Here is a 19,998-nt window from a genome sequence, read left to right on the forward strand (position 1 = left end):
CAGCCTGATTGTGCATGACGACACGCCCCGCGTGCGGCCGCCGGGGTACGCCCCGGCGGCCGCACGGCACGGTCACATGTCGGCGGCGTCCACGACGTCACCCAGATCGACGAACTTGAAGCCGGTCGCGGTACGGGTGCCGCCCTCCCCGTCCGGTACCGCCAGCGTCTCCTGACCGTCCTGGACGACGAGCAGGCCGCGCGGGTAGCGGGCGCCCAGCGGGGCGTTCAGAATGGCGGCGCCGTCGCACTCCTCCACGCTGTCGAGGGCCTCCGAGGCGGCCCCGACGCGGAAGCCGCCCTCGTACTCGTTGCCCTCGCTCACCTCACGGTCGTACAGGGCGAAGGTGTTGTCGCCCTGGCTGGAGGCGAGCAGGTAGCCGTCGCCGTCGCTCTCCTGGTAGAGGGTCAGGCCCTCGACGTCGGCAGACAGCCGCTTCCCGCCGAAGCCCGGGTCGGCGCCCGGCGTGCACTCCTCGGTCTCCTCGTCGTACGTCCCGGGGACGCCGTACTCCTTGACCTTGTCCACCAGGACCGGCTTGCCGGTGAGGTCGGCGCGCAGCCGCCAGATGCCGATGTCCTCCTGGCCGGCGTAGAGGGTGCCGGTGGCCGGGTCGACGACCATGCCCTCGACCTGCGGGAGTTCACCGGGTTCCGCGCAGGGGCTCCACGTCGTGCCGTTGGGCAGACGGAAGGAGGACGGGAGGTCGAGAGTGCGCACCTCGCGGTAACCGACCGTGCCGCCCGCGGTGGGGACGAGTTCGAGCAGCGCGAGGCGGGTACGCTCGCGCCGGCTGACCAGGGCGTACGTGCGTCCGGTGGCCTTGTCCTTCCACGTGGCCAGGCCGTACGCGGTCCGCTGGTCGTTGATCTCGGCCTGGTCGGCGGAGAACACCGGGGCGGCTGACGGATCGGTGATGTCGGTCAGCGGGCCGCCCGGGCGGGACGGGTCGATGCGGTAGATCCGCAGGCGGTCATTGCCCCGGTCGGTCACGACCGCCACATCGGCCCGGCCGGACGACGTAGGCAGACCGGAGACGAGATCGACGTTGTTGAAGCGGCCGGGGGCGTCGTCCTCCGCCGGCGGCTTCGGTGCGGCCAGCGACTGCGCCAGGCGCGCATCCAGGTCGTAGACGCGCAGGCCGCCCTCCTTGGCGGTGGCGACGACGAGACTGCGGCCGGGGTCGGCGGCGTTTCGCCAGATCGCCGGGTCATCCGCATCGGCGTTGCCGCCCGCCTCGTCGTCGTAGAGCGCGGCGGTCTCGCTGGTCGCGGTCACCACCGGCAGATCGGACGCGCCCGCCCCTGCGGGGAACGCCGCGAGGAGCGTGATCAGAGCGGTGCCTGAGGCGAGGACTGTGGCTCTTCGCGTGGTGCGGTGCGTTCTCACAGACGCTTCCTTACCGTCGAGGATGTCGGGGACATGCCGATGGTGCGAGGAAAAGCTTTCACCCAGGAGGCCGTGACCTGTCCATGCCGTCACGGGCGTACGGCGGTACTTCACCGAAGTCCCGAGCAGGTGCGGGCGCGGCTCATCCTGGGCGCGGGCCGCTGAGAATGTGCCGCGTCACGCACCCGGATCCTGCCGCCACCAGCCGCCCCTCAGCAGCCAGGTCCAGCCCCCCCCCCCGACCGAGAGTCCTATTGAGCATTTTCAGCGTTGCTTCTCAAGGGTGAGGACGGCCTTGGCGACTGACGTCATGAGGTTCGGGCTGGTCCGGGATCTTCGGAAGATCCGCCAGGCCTTCAGCAGCGCCATGCCCCGTTCGACGGGTGCCCGGGAAGCGGCCAGTGCCCGGTTGACTGTCTGCCGCGTTAGCGACAGCTGCCCGCCGGGTGGCCGTATGCGCCCGGTGGTGACCCAGGGGCCAGCGCCCTGGTAGGCGCGGTCGGCCAGGACGGGGACGCCTTGGCGTTCGCAGATCCGGATGATCCGGTGAGCACGTGCCGCGGTCAGGTCGTGGCACCGGCCTGGCAAGGCCGGCGAGATCCACAGCACCTGCCCGGCAGGGTCGGTCACGACCTGCACGTTCACGCCGTGGCGACGATGCTTGTGCGAGTAGTCGGCCCGGCCGTCGCCCACACGGTCGCACTCGGCGAGTGTCCCGTCGAGCCGTACGTACTCCGGTTCGTGCTCGCGCAAAACCTTCAACAGGCCGGGTGCCCGGGCGGCCAGGAGGTCGATCACCGCGGTGGTGTCGGCGTGGGCGGTGCCGACCGAGATGCCGAAGCCGGCGGCGATCTGAGCCAGGGTGTCGTGCTTGCGCAGGTACACCAGAGCGACGAGCGCGCGTTGGTGCGGAGGGAGCTTGCAGCGACGGTCACCCTCGCGGGTGACGATGAGCATGGTGACCCACTCGACCAGCGCATGAGGAAGGTCGAGTGCGGAAGGATAGGAGACCAACGAGGCACCCGCGCTGATGAATTGAAACTTCGAACACCTCCCTCAACGGCATGAGTGCCTCGTGCGTTGCGTCCTCGCCCCCGCCACCCCATTGGTGGCCACTCTGAAAATGCTCACTGAAAGGCGCGCGTTACGGAATTAGATTGGGCTTTCCGCTAACCTCTAAAGCGATCAGTTCGTGCAATGCAGAGACAACAAGCACATTGTTCGGCCTTTCAGCGCAGGCGATCGCCATGACGCGATAAGGCATTACCAGGTTTGCCTCGTTCGTTCCGCTCAACAGGTTCCACAAGTGAATCTGTCCACCCTGGCGATCACCCCTGCCGCCTGTGCCGACGACGGCGTACGGAATGCCATCGACGTCCGTGCATGCCAACGTGTTGATCGCCTGCGAGTGGGTAGCGGCGGCTAGGAGATGCCCAGTGCGTAGGTCCCATACACGCATCTCGCCGCCGCCCCGGTCACCGCCACCGGTAATCGCCATCGGGATGCCGTTGACGACCGTGCAAGCGACGGCGTTCACCGGATATCTGTGGCCATCCAGCGCGGCTCGTTGCAGGCATGTGCGTATATCCCAGACAAACACTTGGCCTGTCGGCTTGCCGTGGCCACCACCAGTGACTGCCACCGGTACACCGTTGACCTGGGCGAATGCGACCGCATTGACTGAGCCGCTGTGGCCGGTCAGTGCGCCGCGCAGCTGCCCGGTCCTCAAGTTCCACACGAAGAGTTCGCCCGCCCACCAACCGCAAGTGACCGCTATCGGGTCGCCGTCGACCATCGCGCATCCCACCGCGAGGATGTCATTAGTGTGGCCGCCGATCAATTCGACCCGTTTGCGGCCGGTACGTAGATCAAAAACCGGAATTTTGCTGGTGTTAGCGAGGCCGGGAAATGGGAAGAAGCCGGAGTTGACGACTACCACCGGACCGGTGTCGCACTCGATGCACGCCACGGATCTGATGAAGCTAATCGGGCCGGTCGGGAAATTCCTTTGCTCTCCGCTGTACAGATCCCATACCAGGACCTCGCCACCGGTAGACGCGTCACCGGCACCGGTGACAGCGATGGGATTGCCATCGAGTGTGGCGCAGGCCACGGCGCTGATGGGCCGATGACGGTTTTTCGTTGTCGTATGCCGGTGTCGGGTGCGCAGATCCCACACAAGGGCCTCGTTGGCGGGCCACCGTGACCCGGTGATCGCAACCGGAACACCGTCGACCTGGGCACACGCCACTGCATCCACCGGACTAGTGTGGCCGGTTAGCGACGCACGTGGCTCGCCGGTGTGCAAGTCCCAGATCCAAACCTGGCCGGCGCTACCGTCACCCACGTCACCGGTGACGGCGAGCGGGACACCTTCGACATTGATGCACGCCACCCCGTTCACAGGGGAGCCGTGGCCGATTAGATCTGCGCGGCGTCGGCCAGTACGTAGATCCCACACGAAGACGTCACCTCGGTTGCCGCCTGACGCGCCCATGCCGCCGACAACAGCGACGGGGACGCCGTCGACTTCGGCGCAGGCAATGGTTCTGATCCCCTGAGGGTGGCTATGGAATCTCGCCCGCTCGCGTCCGGTGCGTAGGTTCCACGCCAGAAGGAGCGGCATCCCTCCTATGAGGGCGATTGGATCACCGTCGACCTGGGCGCACGCAACTGCGCTCACGAACCATGGGACCGAGAAGGTGTCCAGACGGCGTCCTGTCCGTAGGTCCCACACGCCGATCTGACCGCTGAACGCCTGCCCTGGGATCCGCGCGTTGCTGGCGCCTGTCACGACGACCGGAGCACCGTCGATTCGACCGATGGCGATCGCCGTGACACGTTGGGCGTGCCCGGAGAGTGTCGCGCGCAGACGGCCGGTACGGAGGTCCCATATAAGGACCTCGCCGGGTCCGTCCTGAGTGCCGGTACCGGCGACGGCGACCGGCGTTCCGTCAACCTCGCCGCAAGCCACCGCGTTCACCGGCTCAATCAGGTGGGCAAGGGTGGCGTGCCGGCGTCCGTCCCGGAGGTCCCAGACTATTAGCTCACCGGAACTGGGATCGGTGCCGTTTCCGGCGCCGGTGACGGCGAAGGGAACCCCGTCGACCTTGGCACACGCTACGGCGTTGACACTCTGGTCATGACCCGTCAGGGCGGTCCGAAGCGCGGGGTTGACCAGGCGGCCCGTGGCCCACCGAGGTGACCAGACGAGGTCGTTGTTGAGGGCCTTGCGCAGGGAGACGGGTGCTTTGCTGCGGGCCGCGTCAATGGCGAGGAGTTGGCGGCGGGCCGCAGGAGCGGCATAGCGGTGCTGGCTCGCGGAGGCGTAGTAGGTGGTGCGAACCAGCCTCCCGGCCTCGGTGCGAACGTGCTCCAGCGCTGGAAGGAGTGTCTCAGGGTCGGCGTGGACGAGGTAGTCGCCGTCCATAACCAGGGCGTCGATGGCGCCGGAGATTGCCGCATGTGTGGCGAGGTGACGTATCGCGTAGGGATGAGCGCGGGTCCAGTCAGAGGTAGCTCGCGAGCTGGACGGGATGCGGGTGAGCACTTCCACGAATGCCTGGTGGACGGCCGCGACAGCGATGCGCGATTCAGTGTCGGTGCGGAGGTGCTCGGCGAGGGCCTGGTGATAGAGCCGGTAGGTGGACCGTCCGTCTTCGACGGCTTCGACCACGTAGGAGCCAGTGTGTTCGCGGAGCCAGAACAAGTCGGCATCGGTGAAGCGACGACCGGAGATCCGTCCGGCCAGAGATGCCCAAATATTCTCCCATGGCAGACCCTGACCCTCGGCGTAGGCCAGCGGTCGCAGAAGCTCGCGGGCTCGCTGCGCCTGGTGCCCGAGGCGGACGTCTAGGTCCTGGCGCATAGCGTCGCCGGGCACCCTCGGCAGTTCGGCACGCCAGTCGCCGTCGTTGGCGTCGGCGACGTGATCGGCGGCGGCGAGCGTGGCGGTGGTTATGCGGGCAACCAGGAACGAAGGGTAGGACGCATCGGCGACGGCGCCCGCCACGGCGCGGAGGCGTTCCGGGGAGGTTCTGAGATAGGGACTGCCGGGTCGGGCTTCGAGCAAGCTCCGGATGGTGTATTCGACGAGCGCGGCTCGGTCGGCATGGGGTGGCTCGTCGAGTTGGATCGTGCGAATTGAGTCGGACGGCTCTCCGCTCGTGTCGGGCATCAGCGAGGGAAGCAGGTGCGGCCGGGTGCCCAGGAGCAGCCGGATTCCCCGGCCCGCCGTGATGATCGGAAGGAGTACTTGGGTGATCAGCTGGTGGGGGTCGACGGCCTCATCAAGCGCGTCGATGATGGCCGTGAAGGGGCGGGCTGGCGCGGGCCGCTGCGCGGCCATGGCGGCGATGAGGCGGCTAACGGTGTCCGCCTCGACGCGGGCCGCGGCGGCGAGGCCGGCCAGAACCTGATCGTGTGTGAGGCCGCCCGCGTAGATGGCGATGTCGACGCTGCCTTGTGCGGGCGTTGCCGCTGCTGGAAGCGCTAACGTTTCCAGCGGGACTGTCCGCCGATAGTCGGTCCGGGTGAGCGCCGCCACTAGACCCAGCACGGCGGTCTTTCCCGATCCTGGGCCGGCCGTTACCACCACGGCTGGCGGGCCGGAGCCCGGCCCGCCGAGCCAGGACGTGATGTCAGCGAGGGCGGCGTGGCGGCCGCTGAACCACCAGGCCGGCTCCTCACCGTGCCCACCCATCGCGCGGACCAGGAAGTGGCGGTGGAATTCGTTGTTCCGGCGTTCGATTTGCGTCTGCCACTCGACGGCCTGCTGGAAGTGCAGGTCGGTGTCGACCGTGCTGGCGCGGTGGCGCGGGTTTGGCAGGAAGCCAGGAACGGCGCCGGTGAGCCCCACTGTGCCCCAGCCGATGCGTTGGTGTGGTGGCCGCGCATGGTGACTGTTCATCACTTCGACTACCGCGCCGAGATCCAGGATGGCTGGCTTCCGCCCTGCGGTCATGTCGCTGTGCACTGCTGCCGAGAACAACCGAGGAAATGCCCCGGTGTCCGCCTGCTCCAGAGGTTGGCTTGAGGTGACTACGACTAGTCCAGACCGGTCGGTCAGTGTCCAATTGCGGCGCATTCCGGCCAGTGCTGCCGCAGTGAACTCGTTGCCTCCCTGCCCGGAGTAACACGTGTCCAGCAGCAGAAGCAGCCGCTGGACGCCGGTGCCGCGCAGCATCTTGGTCGCGAGCGTCATTGTGGGCAGTGCATCATCGATGTCGTCGGGGTCGGTGTCAGAGGTGAGCAGGACGTGTCCGCCGTCGTCCAGGATCTCGCCGTGCCCTGCCAGATAGACGACCAAATAGTCCTCAGGGCGGACCTGTCTGCGGCAGATGTCCCGCAGACTGTTGGTCAGTTCCGCGGCCGTCGGGTCGAGTCCGATCTCGGCGAGGTGGGTGTATCCGATACCTGTGAACAGGTCGACGATCTGCCGGTTGGCCTCCACGAGGTCCGGGCGGTCCCACTGCGGCTGGTTGGCGTACCTGGTCACGGCGGTGGCCACGAGCAGCCGTCGCCCGTGGCGTGCGCGCTCACTCTTGTCTGTCATCGCAGACCCGCCACCACGGCCTCCCCCGTCGACCGGTCCGTCAGGCAGGGGCGTAGTGCATCGCCACTGGCCTGGCCGGTCATGCCAGACCGTCTGCGACAGCCCGCCCGCACAGCGGGTCGGTCAGATACGCGCTCGCATCATGCGCCCTGGCACCGTTGTGCACGATCGCGCAGCGCACCTGCTCCCCGAATGCCGACCGCAAGTCCTTCACCAGAGCCACGACGTCCCCGGCATCGGCGAGGTTCGTCCAAACCAGCTCCGCGTCGCCGGGCCACACACCGCGTGGCGGACCGCCGAGCATGAGGGGCGGCGGCTGGAGCCGGTGCAGGATCAGGTTCGGGATGCCCAACGGCGACCCGATCGTGACCAGGGCCCCCACCCCGTGTCCGGGCCGTGCGCACAGTGCCTCGTAGGCAACGACCGAGCCGAGCGAGTGCGCGACGACGACCCGGGTGTCCTCGCGGATCTGGTCGGCCACCCGGGCCGTGGCCTGCGCGCGCAGGTCCGGATCAGTGAGATAGCCGTGTACTTGCTTCAGGGCGAAGACTATCGCCCGCAGCGCGACGCCAGCGAAGAACCGCGAACCCGACAATGCCAGCAACCCCGCCTGTACCGAGCGGGGCGTGGACACTAGCGTGTCCGCGTCCGGTGGCACCACAGCCGGATCGCTCGCCGCAGCCGCCGTCCACCAGGCGAGTAACAGCTCTTGCTCTAAGCCCTCCGCGACGTCGGCCGCGGTGTAGGGAAGGTCCCCGACTGCGAGGAACTGGCCCTGAGGACGGAAGAGGCTGCCGTAGAACGCCATCTGCAGATCCGGGTCGGAGAGACGGTCTACGACGTCGGCACGGGCGAGGCCATCGTTGAGGGCCGGTAACCACTCCTTGCGCAGCGTCTCCTCGCCGAGTGTCTGCTTGCCGATCCCGTGCACCGCCACCACGCGCGCCATGCCCAGTGCCCCCAAACTCGCCCCCACGTGCTAGTCCAGCACTGTAGAGCCCGCCGAGGTACGGAGGTGGGGCATTTGACCATCGACAGGTCCGGACAAGGCAAACTTCGCTGTTCTTCGGAGACAGGGGACCAACGAGGCACCTGCAACGATGAGTTGAGACGTCGGCACCTCCCTCAACGGCGCAGGTGTCTCGTGCGTTGCGCCCTCGCCGCCGTCACCCCATCGGTGGCCACTCTGAAAACGCTCATTGGTTGCGGCTACTTTGCGAGCCCGAGGAGGACGACGCACGTGTGGCCTGCTGAGCAGAGGGACGGACGCTCGCTCGGTTGCATCCGCCCCCCATGCGTCACACGCTGAGCGCCGCCCGGACGGTCTGTTCGGACCCCACTCCCCCCGCGCCGGAGGATGTGACCCGGCCCGCTTCGAGTACGTAGTACTGCTGGCCGGCCCGCATGGCGAAACCCACGTGTTGCTCGACGAGCAGGACGGACAGCCCCCCGCGCCGGCTCAGGGCGAGGATCGTCTCCTCGATCTCGGCGACGACGGAGGGCTGGATGCCCTCGGTCGGTTCGTCGAGGAGGAGGAGCCTGGGGCGGGTGATCAGGGCGCGGGCGATGGCGAGTTGCTGACGCTGGCCACCGGAGAGGAGGCCGGCGCGGCGGCTGGACAGTTCACGCAGGACCGGGAACAGGTCCAGGGCCTCGACCATGGCCTTGCTGCCGTCCGGGCGTCCGTCCGCGACGAGTTGGAGGTTCTCGGCGGTGGTGAGGTGTGGGAACGACTGCTGGCCCTGGGGGACGTACGCCATGCCCCTGGCCACCCGCTGGTTCGGCGCGAGGCTCGTGATGTCCTCGCCGTTCAGCAGGATGGTCCCGCTCTTCGGCTTGAGCAGGCCCATGGCCACGCGCAGGAGGGTGCTCTTGCCGGCGCCGTTGTGGCCGAGGACGGCCGCGACACCGTCCTCCGGGACGGAGACGGTCACGTCGTGCAGCACGGTGGTGCGGTCGTAGCCGGCCTGAACGGAGTTGATCTCCAGCATGGGCGTCACGCCTCCTCGGCGGCGGGTACGGAAGCGGCAGCCGGTTCGGAGGCGGGCTCCGGTTCGGAGGCGCGCCCCAGGTAGACCTCCTGGACCTTGGCGTCGGACTGGACCTCGGCGACCGAGCCCCAGCTGAGGACCTTGCCGGCGTGCAGGACGGTGACGCTGCGGGCGAAGGAGCGCATGAAGTCCATGTCGTGCTCGATGACGACGACGGTGTGGTCCTCGCTCACCCGTTGCAGCAGTTCGCCGGTGGCCTCGCGTTCGTCTTGGCTCATGCCGGCGACCGGCTCGTCGAGCAGCAGCAGCTTCACGTCCTGGACCAGCAGCATGCCGATCTCCAGCCACTGCTTCTGGCCGTGGGCCAGCACACCCGCCGGGCGGTCGCGGAGGTCGGTCAGTCCTGTGGTCTCCAGCGCCTTCGTCACCGACTCGGGGACGCCCTTGCGGCGCCGGAGCATCGTCAGCGGGCCACGTCCGGCGCCCGCCGCGATGTCGAGGTTCTGCAGCACGGTCAGTTCCTCGAAGATCGTGGCCGTCTGGAACGTGCGGCCGATGCCCATGCGGGCGATGCGGTGCACGGGCTTGCCGAGGAGTTCCTCGCTGCCGAAGCGCACGGACCCGGTGGCCTTCACCAGGCCGGTGACCGCGTCGACCAGGGTGGTCTTGCCGGCGCCGTTCGGGCCGATGAGGAAACGCAGGTCGCCGGGGCGGATGTCCAGGTCCACGCCGTCGACGGCCTTGAAGCCGTCGAACGTCACTCGCAGGTCACGGACGGTCAGTCCCTCGCCGCTCATGCTGTCTCTCCTGTAGGAGCCGTAGAAACCGTGGGAGTCGTACGGGTCTGGGTGCGGCGCCTGCGCAGGACGACGCCGAGGGACGCCAGGCCGCCGGGCAGGAAGCCGACCGCCAGCACGAACAACAGGCCCTGGAGATACGTCCAGGCGGCGGGGAAGGCGTCGGAGAGCGTGCTCTGCGCCCAGGCGACCACGATCGCGCCGAGCACCGCACCGACGAGGCTGGCCCGGCCGCCGACCGCCGCGCCGATGACGAACCCGATGGACGGCACGATCCCGATCAGGGCCGGCGAAATGATGCCCACGGCCGGGACGAAGAGGGCTCCGGCCAGACCCGCCATGCCGGCCGCGACGACGTACGCGACCAGCTTGACGTTGGCCGGGTTGTATCCGAGGAAGCGCACCCGCTCCTCGGAGTCACGTACGGCGATGAGGAGTTCGCCGTAACGGCTGACGAACAGCTGGCGGGCGGCGGCCATCAGCAGGAGCAGCACGGCGGCGATGACGAAGTACACCATTCGCTGGTTGACGGGGTCGTTGAGGTCGTAGCCGAAGAAGCCCTGTATGTCGGTGAGGCCGTTGGTGCCACCGGTCGTGGCCTGCTGGCCGATCAGCCAGATGGACAGGGCTGCCGCCAACGCCTGGCTGAGGATGGCGAAGTACGCGCCCTTGACCCGTCGGCGGAACACGAAGAAGCCGAGCAGTGCGGCTACCGCCATCGGGAGCAGCACGGTCATGGCGAGAGCGAAGGCCGGGTCGGCGAACGGCTCCCACCACCAGGGCAACGCGTCGGAGGTGCCGTACAGCTGCATGAAGTCGGGCAGCGTCTGGCCGGTGGCGGCGGCGTCGGCGAGCTTGAGGTGCATCGCCATGGCGTAACCGCCGAGGCCGAAGAAGACGCCCTGGCCGAGTACGAGCAGTCCGCCGCGGCCCCAGGCGAGGCTGACGCCGACGGCCACGATGGCGTAACACAGGTACTTGGCCAGGAGGTTGAGCCGGAAGTCGGAGAGGGCGAGTGGGGCGACGCCGATGAGCAGGACGGCACCGAGGAGGAAGGCGCCCGGCACGCGGAAGCGCTCCAGCGGTGACACCGACGGCTGCACCACGGACGTCGTCTCGGTCGGGGATGTCGTTGTCGTCATACCAGGCTCCGGGTGCGCAGTGTGTACAGGCCCTGGGGTCGCCACTGCAGGAAGGCCACGATCGCCACGAGCACGATGACCTTGGCGACACTGACCGTCGTCGAGTACTCCAGCACGGACTGCAGCACGCCGAGCGCGAAGGCCGTGATGACGCTGCCCTTGAGCTGGGCGACGCCGCCGACGACCACGACCAGGAAGGCGTCGACGATGTAGTTGGTGCCCATCGTCGGGCCGATGGGGCCGACCAGCGTGAGCGCGACGCCTGCCACACCCGCAAGGCCCGAGCCGATGAAGAACGTCGTACGGTCCACCCGCTCGGTGGCGATGCCGGAAACCTCGGCGAGGTCGCGGTTCTGTACGACGGCCCGGATACGTCGCCCGAGCGGCGTCAGCCGCAGGATCAGCGTGAGGGTCAGGGCGCACAGCAGGGCTAGGCCGAGGATGAACAGCCGGTTGTTGGCGAGGGTGACGCCCGCGACCGACATGTTGCCGGTGAGGAGGTCCGGGGCGTGGGTCTGGACGTTCGGAGCGCCGAAGACGTCACGGGCGAGCTGCTGGAGCATCAACGAGACGCCCCAGGTGACCAGCAGGGTGTCCAGTGGCCGGGTGTACAGGCGCCGGATGAGGAGCCACTCCAGCAGCGCGCCCATGGCGCCGGCGACCAGGAAGGCCAGAGGCAGGGCCACCAGCAGGGAGATGCCGGCGCTGCTGATGGACTTCTGCAGCACGTACGTGGTGTAGGCGCCGGCCATGATGAACTCGCCGTGCGCCATGTTGATCACGCCCATCTGACCGAAGGTCAGGGTCAGACCGAGGGCGATGAGCAGAAGGACGGCACCGATGCTGATGCCGGTGAACGACTGGTTGAGGATGACCGTCATGAAGCGGCTCCGGGTCGGGACGGGGTGCGGGCGCGGGGCGGGACCCGGCCTTGCAGAAGGCCGGGTCCGCGTGAGGGGGGCCGGAGTTCGGACTGGCGACCCGAGTTCGGGCTCAGGAGAGGCCTGAGGCCCAGTCGTAGCCCTTCAGGTACGGGTCCGGCTTGATCGGCTTCCCCGAGTTCCACACCTCGGTGATGAGACCGTCCGAGCCCACCTTGCCGATCCGGGCCGTCTTGTAGACGTGCTGGGTGGCGCCGTCGACAGTGACCTTGCCCTCGGGTGCGTCGAGGGTGATGCCGTCGGAGGCCGCCTTGACCTTGGCGACGTCGAACGAGCCCGCCTTCTCGACCATCTCCTTCCACAGGTAGACCGAGATGTAGGCGGCCTCCATCGGGTCGCTGGTCGGCTTGCCCTTGCCGTACGCCGCCTGGTACGCCTTCACGAACTTCTCGTTCGCCGCACCCGGCGTGGTCTGGTAGTAGTTCCAGGCCGTCAGCTGGCCGTCCAGGTACTGGGTGCCGATGCTCTTGACCTCCTCCTCGGCGATGGAGACGGACAGCACCGGCAGGCTCTTCGCGGTGAGCCCGGCCGACTTGTACTCCTTGAAGAAGGCCACGTTGCTGTCGCCGTTGAGGGTGTTGAACACGGCGTCCGCGCCGGCGCCCTTGACCTTGTTGACGATGGTGCTGAACTCCGTTGAGCCCAGCGGCGCGTAGTCCTCGCCGAGGACCTCCATGCCGCTGGCCTTTGCGTACGCCTTGATGATCTTGTTGGCGGTGCGCGGGAAGACGTAGTCACTGCCGACCAGGTACAGCTTCGTCAGACCCTGCTTCTTGAGGTACTCAAGCGCGGGGACGATCTGCTGGTTGGTGGTCGCGCCGATGTAGAAGATGTACGGGGACTGCTCCAGGCCCTCGTACTGCACGGGGTAGAACAGCAGCGACTTGTTGCGCTCGAAGACCGGCTTGACGGCTTTGCGGCTGGCAGAGGTCCAGCAGCCGAAGGTGGCCACGACCTTGTCGTCCGTGATCAGGGCTTCCGCCTTCTCGGCGAAGGTCGGCCAGTCGGAGGCGCCGTCCTGGCTGATGGGCTTCAGCTTCTTGCCCAGTACGCCGCCGGCGGCGTTGATCTCCTTGACGGCGAGCAGCAGGGCGTTGTGGACGGTCACCTCGCTGATGGCCATGGTGCCCGAGAGCGAGTTCAGCAGACCCACCTTCACGGTGTCGCCGGAGGTGTCCGCCTTGGCGCCGGAGCTGGATGACGTGTCGCTTCCGGTCTTGGCGCCGCACGCGCTGAGGGCGGCGGATGCGCCGACGGCCGATACGCCCGCCAAGAGACCACGTCTGCTGATGCTGAGCCCGGACATGCAATACCTCCTTGCCCGCAAGGGGCATTGAAAGAGATCGTTGATTCGGGGACGGGAACGAGATGGGCACACTCAGCTCTTGAGCTGCGGCTGCGTTGGCGCGCGAATTTCCCAGCCGTTCGAGGGGTGGCGTCCGTACTGGTCTACTGAAGTGCCGTCACAGACTGCGCCGGGCCTGTTTCCCCCGAGTTTCGGATCCGTTGATGAACGGTTTCACTTGACGCCCGGGAAAACACGCAAAGAAAACGAAAAGCCGTCACTGGAGATACGCGATTCGCGACATCTCGGTAACGGCAATTAATACTTCCTGCGGAAAGTGTCAGATTCTCGGATTCCTGTCAAGAGTGCGGTGATCGACGCTACGCTGGCGAACGTCCCCGCAGACGCGCGACTTGAGGAGTGCGATGGCGAGCCGGCCCCAGGAACTGCTCCAGCTGCTGACCCGGGCCGAGCGCCTCTGCGTACGCCGACTGCAGTGCGTGCTGGACGAGTTCGACTGCTCGGTCGAGGCGTGGCGGGTGCTGGCCCTGCTCTCCGACGGTCAGGGCCACCACATGACCGCCATCGCCGACTGCGCCTTCCTGCCGGCGCCGAGCCTCACCAAGCTGATGGACCAGCTCGTGGAGCAGAACCTGGTCTACCGACGCAACGATCCGGCCGACCGGCGCCGCATCCTCGCCCAGCTGACCCCGCGCGGGCAGCGGTACTGGCAGCGGATCGACCGCCAAGTTCGCGCCGACTGGGCGGAGTTGACGCCGCTGCTCGGGCAAGAGGACGGCAAGCAACTGCGCACCCTGCTGGCCGGGCTCGCGGGAGCGGTCGACGGCACGGCAAGCAACAGAGGTGGCCGCGGGTCACAACAGGTCGTACGGTGAGTGCAGTTGGGCGAGGACGTTGAAGTCGAGCCCGTCCGCCTCTGCCAGGTAGATGCGCTGGCGCACATGCCGGTCGTCCAGACTCAGCAGGCCGCGCGGCCCCTCGTAGGAGACGGTCTCGGCGGCCGCGGCGATGGCGGACACATCCAGGGCGCGGGCTCGTTCGATGAGTGCCGCGAGCAGCAGCACTCCCTCGTAGCAGGACTCGCCGAGACTGCCCGGGACCGGAGCATCCGCCCCGAAGCGTTCGGCGTACTGGCCGTGGAAGTCCATGGTGTTGCGGTCCGCGAGTGAGGCGAAGAACCCGGCCGTGCTGTAGAGGTCGGCCGTGGCCTCGGGGCCGCTGCCGAGCAGCATGTTCTCGTCCATCAGCGTGCTCAGCCGCAGGCACCGCTGGTCGAGCCCGGAGGCCGCGAAGGCCCGGTTGAAGCGGACAGCATCGCTGCCCACCAGGAGCATCAGCACGCCGTCGGCGTCCGCCCGCTCAATGCGCCGCAGTACGTCGTGGAAATCGTCGGTCCCCAGCGGGAGGTACGCCTCGCCGCAGACCCGGCCCAGGCATTCTCGTGCGTATCGTCGGGCGGCCCGGGCGGTGCGCCGGGGCCAGACGTAGTTGTTGCCGACGACGAACCAGCGCCGCACGCCCCGCGCCTCGGCGAGCAGCCGCATCGCGGGCAGCAGCTGCCAGGCCGGGGTCTCGCTGGTCATGAAGACGCCCTCGGTGTGTTCGCCGCCCTCGTACAAGGCCGTGTAGACGTACGGCACCCGGTGCGCGATCCGCGGGGCCACCGCCTGCCGGACCGACGAGATGTGCCAGCCGGTGACACCCTGCACCGCGCCCGTCGCCACCAGGGCCTCGACGTCCTCCGCGACCCGCTGCGGATCCGCCCCGCCGTCAACCTCCAGCAGCCGCAGCTCCTTGCCCAGGACGCCGCCCACCTTGTTGATCTCCTCGGCGGCCAGCTGCGCGCACGCCTCGCAGGTGGGACCGAAGATCCCGGCAGGCCCCTGCATCGGGTACACGAGCGCGACGTTCAGGGTCGAATCGTCGGCCGTGAACCACTCGGGAGTGGGGAGGCGGAGCGGCCGGTGCATGGCCACATGATTGCCCGGCTGCCTGCGCCACCCAAGCAGCGGCCGGGATCGAGACCGATTCGTAGGCATACGAGGAACAGGGCGGGCGCCGTCCCCGGCGGCGGTGGAGGCGTCGAGCATGGCGGTCATCTCGTCGCAGATCAGCCGGCGCGGGCGCAGTGCCAGGGCGCGGAAGACGACGCCGACGGCGGTGCGCTGTGCCCTCCCGGCCTCACCACCCGAGCCCAGGCGGTTCCCGCGGTGGTGTCCTCTCAACTCCCCCTGAAGTCACGGCCTTCACGCCAGGAAGGGAGGGACATGTTCCGAATCCCCAGGACGCCTCAACGGCCCGTACAGCACACTGAGGTTGTGACGGGAAGCACAAAACTCGTGGCACGCTGTGAACGGGGACGGACAGATGCGCACAGGCGCAGCCCTTGCCGCGGAGGACAGTTGGGCGACGCCCTTCTCCAACGCCATGACCCTGCTGATGCTGGCCGGTGCGGTCGTGCTCTTCTACGTGGGAGTCTCCGACGCGCGCGCCCGCTGGTTCCTGAACTGGCTGAGCAACAACCTGAAGGTACCGGCCTTCTTCTGGGGCTTACTGGGGCTGCTGGGTCTCACGGCGACCACTACCGCGACGGTGCTGAAGGCAAGGGAGTTGTTCCTCGCCTACCGGAATCCGGAGCCCGCCGGTGACCAGTCGGGGACGATCGTCCTCCTGATCTTCCTGGTGGGTGCGGTCCTGGCCTCGACGAAGACACTCTCGAACGCCCGCCGGATGTACGCCGCCGGAGCAGCAGCACGCGCGGACAGGCTGCGTGTGCTCAACCCGCTCTCCAAGCTGAGGACTTCAGAGAAACTGTCCTCGCCGTCCGGCAGGTACCTGGCCTTCGTCTTCTCGCTCTTCATGTCCGCCCCACTCTGGCTCGGCACGGTCGCGGTGTACCGGCTGTCGGAACCGGCGGGCAGCAACGTATTGCTGCACTGCCTCAGCACGTCTCTCCTCGGGCTGTGGCTCTGCGGCTACGCGCGCACGAGCCGCAGCCTCACGTCGCCGGCCTCGATGCTCGTCGGGATCGGCCTGCGTGTCATCGGGACGGCGGGCTGCGTCCTGGGCCTGTCCCTGTGGACCTCCTCCCTGCTGCTCTTCCTGTTCAAGGAGCACGCCCCCGACTGGTGGATCTACGGTTTCTACGGCCCCGTGGGAATGGTGCTGGCGGGCCACGTGTACCACGCCGGCCAGGATGTGCTCCGATACTCGCGCCGCCATCTGACGAAGATCATCAGGGATCCGGACGACCTGGACGGGGAGTCCTTCGTCCTCTACCTGCGCCCGTTCCCGAACGATGCGCTGCAGGCGTCGCCACAGCGCATGCCGTGGCGCGGCATGATGCCGCTCGCCGGACTGTTCGTGACCGGCCGGAGCGAGGAGGAACGGGTCGCCGCGGCTCTCAAGAAGCAGGTGGGCCCCCTGGTCGCGGTCGGTGAGCCCGGGGAGACCCTGCCGTACGTCGGCGCCAGCCGCTTGTATCTGCCGCTGCACGACTGGCAGGACCCGGTCCGGAAACTCATGGCACAGGCACGGATGGTCGTGCTCTCCCTGGGGCCGGGCGAAGGCACCATGTGGGAGTTGCGCGAGGCGCTGCGCACCCTGCCTCCCGAACGCCTCGTTCTGCTGGCTCCCATGGGCCGGGACGAGTACGAGGAGTTCCGGCTGCGCGTACAAGCCGACCTCGAGGAACACGATGTGCGGGTACGTCCCAGGAGTCGAGCCGCGACGCATGTGCCCGTGCTCCCCGAGTCCACCAGCAGAGGAAGCATGCCGTCAGTCGTTCAGGGGGCGATCTACTTCTCGCCCACGTGGACCGCTGAGTATGTCAACCTCGAGGACTTCGCTCTCGTGTCTTCGGCCTTCTTCGACCGGCTCCCCAGGGCTCTCAAGGCAGGATTACGCCCAGCCGTACAGCAGTTGGCGGCTCATGAATTCGATCCTGATCGCCCCGCGGACAACCCGGATACCCCGGACACCCCGGATGCCCCGGATGCCCCGGACGCTCCAGCGAGCCGTGAGCGTGCCCTCGTAGCCGACGCGCGGTATCAGCGGGCGGGGATCGCTGCGGCAGCTGTGCTCAACATCGTGTGCCTCGCCGTCGCGTTGGCCTATGTGCCCGAAAGCGGCGGCCGGAGCAGCGGAGAAGACGACTCGAAGTCTCCGCGTACCACCGGCTTCAACGACGCCACCCACCAGGTCGTCAACAAGTCGAGTGCCCGCGGCGGAACCCTCAAGTTCGTCGGGACAAGCGATGCCGACTCCTGGGATCCGCAGCGCACCGACTACAGCTTCGTCCGGGACTTCATGCGCTTCTACACACGGCAACTCGTCACGTACCGATCCGCGCCCGGTGCGAAGGGGCACGATCTGATTCCGGATCTCGCCACCTCCAGGGCGAGGATCACCAACGGCGGCCGCACATACACCTACAGACTCAAGAGCGGCATCGCCTGGGAGGACGGCAAGCCCATCACGTCCCGGGACATCAAGTACGGCATTGAGCGGATCTGGGGAAAGAACGGCGTACCGGGCGGTTCCACATATCTCCAAGAGGTTCTGGACCCGAACCACCTGTACCAAGGCCCGTACGAGGACAGCGGCAAGCAGGGACTCAAGTCCATCGAGACGCCCGACGACCGCACCATCGTCTTTCGCCTGCCTCAGCCCAATGGTGCCTTCGAGCAGATGCTGGCCATGCCCGCGGGCTCTCCGGTAAGGAAGGACAAGGACAGCAAGGCAGCGTACGGACGACGGCCGTTCTCCTCCGGGCCGTACAAGTGGCGCTCCTACCGTCCGGGCAAGTCGCTGACCCTGATACGCAATGACGCGTGGAAGCGATCAACGGACCGCGCACGCACGGCACTTCCCGACAAGATCACGCTGACGATGTTCACCGACTCCGCCAAGGCGGAGAGGGAACTCCTCAGCGGGAAGTACGACCTCGACGTCGTCGGCTGGGGCGTGGGGCAGAACGGTTACGACGCGATCATCAGGCGGGACCGAGGCGCCACTTTCGACAACCCCTATAACGGCTACCTGAACTTCGCGGCACTGGTGCGGTCGGTGAAACCGTTCGGGAACATCCACTGCCGCCGGGCCGTGATCCACGGCGCGGACCTGGTGGCGGCGCGAGACGCGAGCGCCACCTCCTTGGTGGCGGACATTGCCACCCACATGATGCCGACCGTGGTGCCGGGCAGCGATCCCGCCTACGACCCGTTCGGCATCGCACGGAACAGAGGAAAGCCGGACACCGTCAAGGCCAGGTCCGAACTGGAGAAATGCGGCAACCCGAACGGTTTCAAGACCACCATCGCGGCCGCCGCCGGGAACGACGAGGAAACGGCCATCGCGCGATCGCTGCAGACCTCGCTGGGGAAGATCGGCATCCGGGCCGAGATCGACACATATGAGGGCGCGTGGGCCGCCACCGTCGGGGATCCTGGCGTGGTCCGGAAGCGGAACTACGGCATCATCGTGTCGGGCTGGGCCCCTGACCTGCCGTCGGCACAAGGCGTACTGCCGCGGTTGGTGCACTCGAAATACATCCTGCCGACCGGCAATTTCAACTACTCCACGCTCAAAGATCCGGCCCTCGACAAGAGGCTCGACGCGGCGGCGGCGGAAGCCGATCCGCACAAGTCCGCCGCCGACTACGAGGCGATCAACAAGATGATCTCCGAACACGCGGTGTTTCTGCCGGTCACTCTCGAGAAAGTGGTCCGCTGGCGCAACCCCCGGCTCACCAACGTCCACACCACCGACTCCTTCAACGGGCTTTACGACTACGCATCTCTGGGGGTTACGTCATGACCGAGCCGGAGGACATCGCGGCGCGAGTGTGGAACAGCTCCGTGGCCGAGCACTGGCAGGGACCGGAAGCGAGGGAGCACCTTGGGACCGCCGTGCTCGAGCAGTACAAGCTGTGCGTCGAGATGGCCGACAGGGTCAGCGCCCGCCGCAACCTCAACAACACGTTCTTTCTCTCCCTCAACAGCCTTGTCGCCACTGGTGTGGTGAGCGCCGGCGGCGCCCGGGCGGACAAGGCACCCATGTGGCTGCTGATCGCGGGGCTCGTGATTCTGCTGACACAATGTGCCGCTTGGTTCACGCTCATCCGCTCCTACCGTCAGCTGAACACGGCCAAGTGGGCTGTGATCGGCGCCATCGAAGAGCGGCTTCCCCTCTACGCCTACTCCCGCGGCGAATGGGAGATACTCGGCAAAGGCAGTGACCGACGCAAGTATGTGCAGCTCAGCCAGGTCGAACAGTGGGTGCCATGGATCTTCGCGGCCTCCTACCTGTGCGGTGGTATCGCGATCGCCGTCCGCTGAGTCCGCCGCAGGACGAGGAGGACTGATGAGGGTCGGCATCACCGGACACCGCGGGCTGCCCGAGGAGATCGCCCTGCCGGTGCGCGAGCAACTCGCCAGACATATCGATGAATACGCCGTCGCCTCGCATGGCGACCTGGTGGTGGTCACGTGTCTCGCCGACGGCCCGGACACGTGGTGCGCGTACGAAGCCCTGGCGCACGCGGGGAGCATCGAGGCGGTGATTCCCGCCGAGGATTACAGATCCGTTCTTCCCCCACGTCACCACGCCGACTTCGACCACCTCCTCTCCCACGCCTCCACCGTGCGTCGGACAGGCCTGGCCACGTCCAACGGGCACGCGTTCATGGCCGCCAGCGAGCTCATGCTCGACAGCATCGAGGCCCTGCTCGCCGTATGGGACGGACTGCCCGCCCACGGGTACGGCGGCACGGCCGATGTCGTCGCGGAGGCCAGTAAGCGGGGAATCCCAGTGAACCGGGTGTGGCCCGTGGGTACGGTGCGTCCACCGAACTCAGCGCCCGTGTCCTGAACCCTCGG

The 19,998-nt window shown here is 67.6% G+C and carries 14 protein-coding genes and 1 pseudogene; 4 read left to right on the forward strand and 11 right to left on the reverse strand.

Annotated features, from left to right (window positions below; translation table 11 throughout):
• Positions 1-72: 72 nt before the first annotated feature.
• The 9 genes from FGD71_RS12605 to urtA form a co-directional block, all read right to left on the reverse strand.
• Positions 73-1,389, reverse strand: a complete 1,317-nt coding sequence (locus tag FGD71_RS12605; RefSeq protein WP_119100504.1) for a phytase — start codon at positions 1,387-1,389, stop codon at positions 73-75.
• Between the two features lie 264 nt (positions 1,390-1,653).
• Positions 1,654-2,403 (reverse strand): transposase family protein, encoded by a 750-nt coding sequence (locus FGD71_RS12610; protein ID WP_119100505.1) that lies wholly within the window; start codon positions 2,401-2,403, stop codon positions 1,654-1,656.
• A gap of 130 nt (positions 2,404-2,533) precedes the next feature.
• Positions 2,534-6,943 (reverse strand): WD40 repeat domain-containing protein, encoded by a 4,410-nt coding sequence (locus FGD71_RS12615; RefSeq protein ID WP_119100506.1) that lies wholly within the window; start codon positions 6,941-6,943, stop codon positions 2,534-2,536.
• A gap of 79 nt (positions 6,944-7,022) precedes the next feature.
• The gene (locus tag FGD71_RS12620; RefSeq protein ID WP_181359185.1) at positions 7,023-7,892 is read right to left on the reverse strand and encodes a lipase family protein; all 870 of its coding nucleotides are present in this window, start codon (positions 7,890-7,892) and stop codon (positions 7,023-7,025) included.
• Positions 7,893-8,241: 349 nt separating this feature from the next.
• Complete coding sequence (gene urtE, locus FGD71_RS12625) at positions 8,242-8,934, reverse strand: urea ABC transporter ATP-binding subunit UrtE (protein ID WP_119100507.1); 693 nt, start codon at positions 8,932-8,934, stop codon at positions 8,242-8,244.
• Positions 8,935-8,939: 5 nt separating this feature from the next.
• On the reverse strand, positions 8,940-9,731 hold the full coding sequence (gene urtD, locus FGD71_RS12630; protein ID WP_119100508.1) for an urea ABC transporter ATP-binding protein UrtD: 792 nt from the start codon (positions 9,729-9,731) through the stop codon (positions 8,940-8,942).
• Entirely contained in the window at positions 9,728-10,873 is a 1,146-nt protein-coding gene (gene urtC / locus FGD71_RS12635) for an urea ABC transporter permease subunit UrtC (RefSeq protein WP_119100509.1), read from the reverse strand. The genes urtD and urtC overlap by 4 nt, the downstream gene beginning before the upstream one ends.
• Entirely contained in the window at positions 10,870-11,754 is an 885-nt protein-coding gene (gene urtB, locus FGD71_RS12640) for an urea ABC transporter permease subunit UrtB (protein ID WP_119100510.1), read from the reverse strand. Before urtB ends, urtC begins: the two co-directional genes overlap by 4 nt.
• 112 nt (positions 11,755-11,866) lie before the next feature.
• Positions 11,867-13,120, reverse strand: a complete 1,254-nt coding sequence (urtA, locus tag FGD71_RS12645) for an urea ABC transporter substrate-binding protein (protein WP_119100511.1) — start codon at positions 13,118-13,120, stop codon at positions 11,867-11,869.
• Positions 13,121-13,524: 404 nt separating this feature from the next.
• On the opposite strand from urtA, the gene FGD71_RS12650 reads away from it, so the two are divergent.
• Positions 13,525-13,995, forward strand: a complete 471-nt coding sequence (locus FGD71_RS12650) for a MarR family winged helix-turn-helix transcriptional regulator (RefSeq protein WP_119100512.1) — start codon at positions 13,525-13,527, stop codon at positions 13,993-13,995.
• Here FGD71_RS12650 and FGD71_RS12655 read toward each other — a convergent pair.
• Complete coding sequence (locus FGD71_RS12655) at positions 13,975-15,090, reverse strand: substrate-binding domain-containing protein (protein ID WP_119100513.1); 1,116 nt, start codon at positions 15,088-15,090, stop codon at positions 13,975-13,977. The two genes, FGD71_RS12650 and FGD71_RS12655, sit on opposite strands and share 21 nt — an antisense overlap.
• Before the next feature lie 96 nt (positions 15,091-15,186).
• A pseudogene (locus FGD71_RS50140) lies at positions 15,187-15,261 on the reverse strand (ABC transporter ATP-binding protein); the annotation flags it as partial.
• 226 nt (positions 15,262-15,487) lie between these two features.
• On the opposite strand from FGD71_RS50140, the gene FGD71_RS12660 reads away from it, so the two are divergent.
• From FGD71_RS12660 to FGD71_RS12670, 3 genes are read left to right on the forward strand one after another with little or no spacing between them, the layout of a single operon-like run.
• Positions 15,488-18,937: an ABC transporter substrate-binding protein gene (locus FGD71_RS12660; protein WP_140935875.1), complete on the forward strand. Its 3,450-nt coding sequence runs from the start codon at positions 15,488-15,490 to the stop codon at positions 18,935-18,937.
• Entirely contained in the window at positions 18,934-19,458 is a 525-nt protein-coding gene (locus FGD71_RS12665; protein WP_119100515.1) for a RipA family octameric membrane protein, read from the forward strand. Before FGD71_RS12660 ends, FGD71_RS12665 begins: the two co-directional genes overlap by 4 nt.
• A 25-nt stretch (positions 19,459-19,483) precedes the next feature.
• The gene (locus FGD71_RS12670) at positions 19,484-19,990 is read left to right on the forward strand and encodes a hypothetical protein (protein WP_119100516.1); all 507 of its coding nucleotides are present in this window, start codon (positions 19,484-19,486) and stop codon (positions 19,988-19,990) included.
• Positions 19,991-19,998: the final 8 nt, after the last annotated feature.

Origin of the sequence: Streptomyces sporangiiformans, from assembly GCF_005768555.2 — a bacterium.
In the GTDB taxonomy this organism is placed as follows: Bacteria; Actinomycetota; Actinomycetes; order Streptomycetales; family Streptomycetaceae; genus Streptomyces; species Streptomyces sporangiiformans.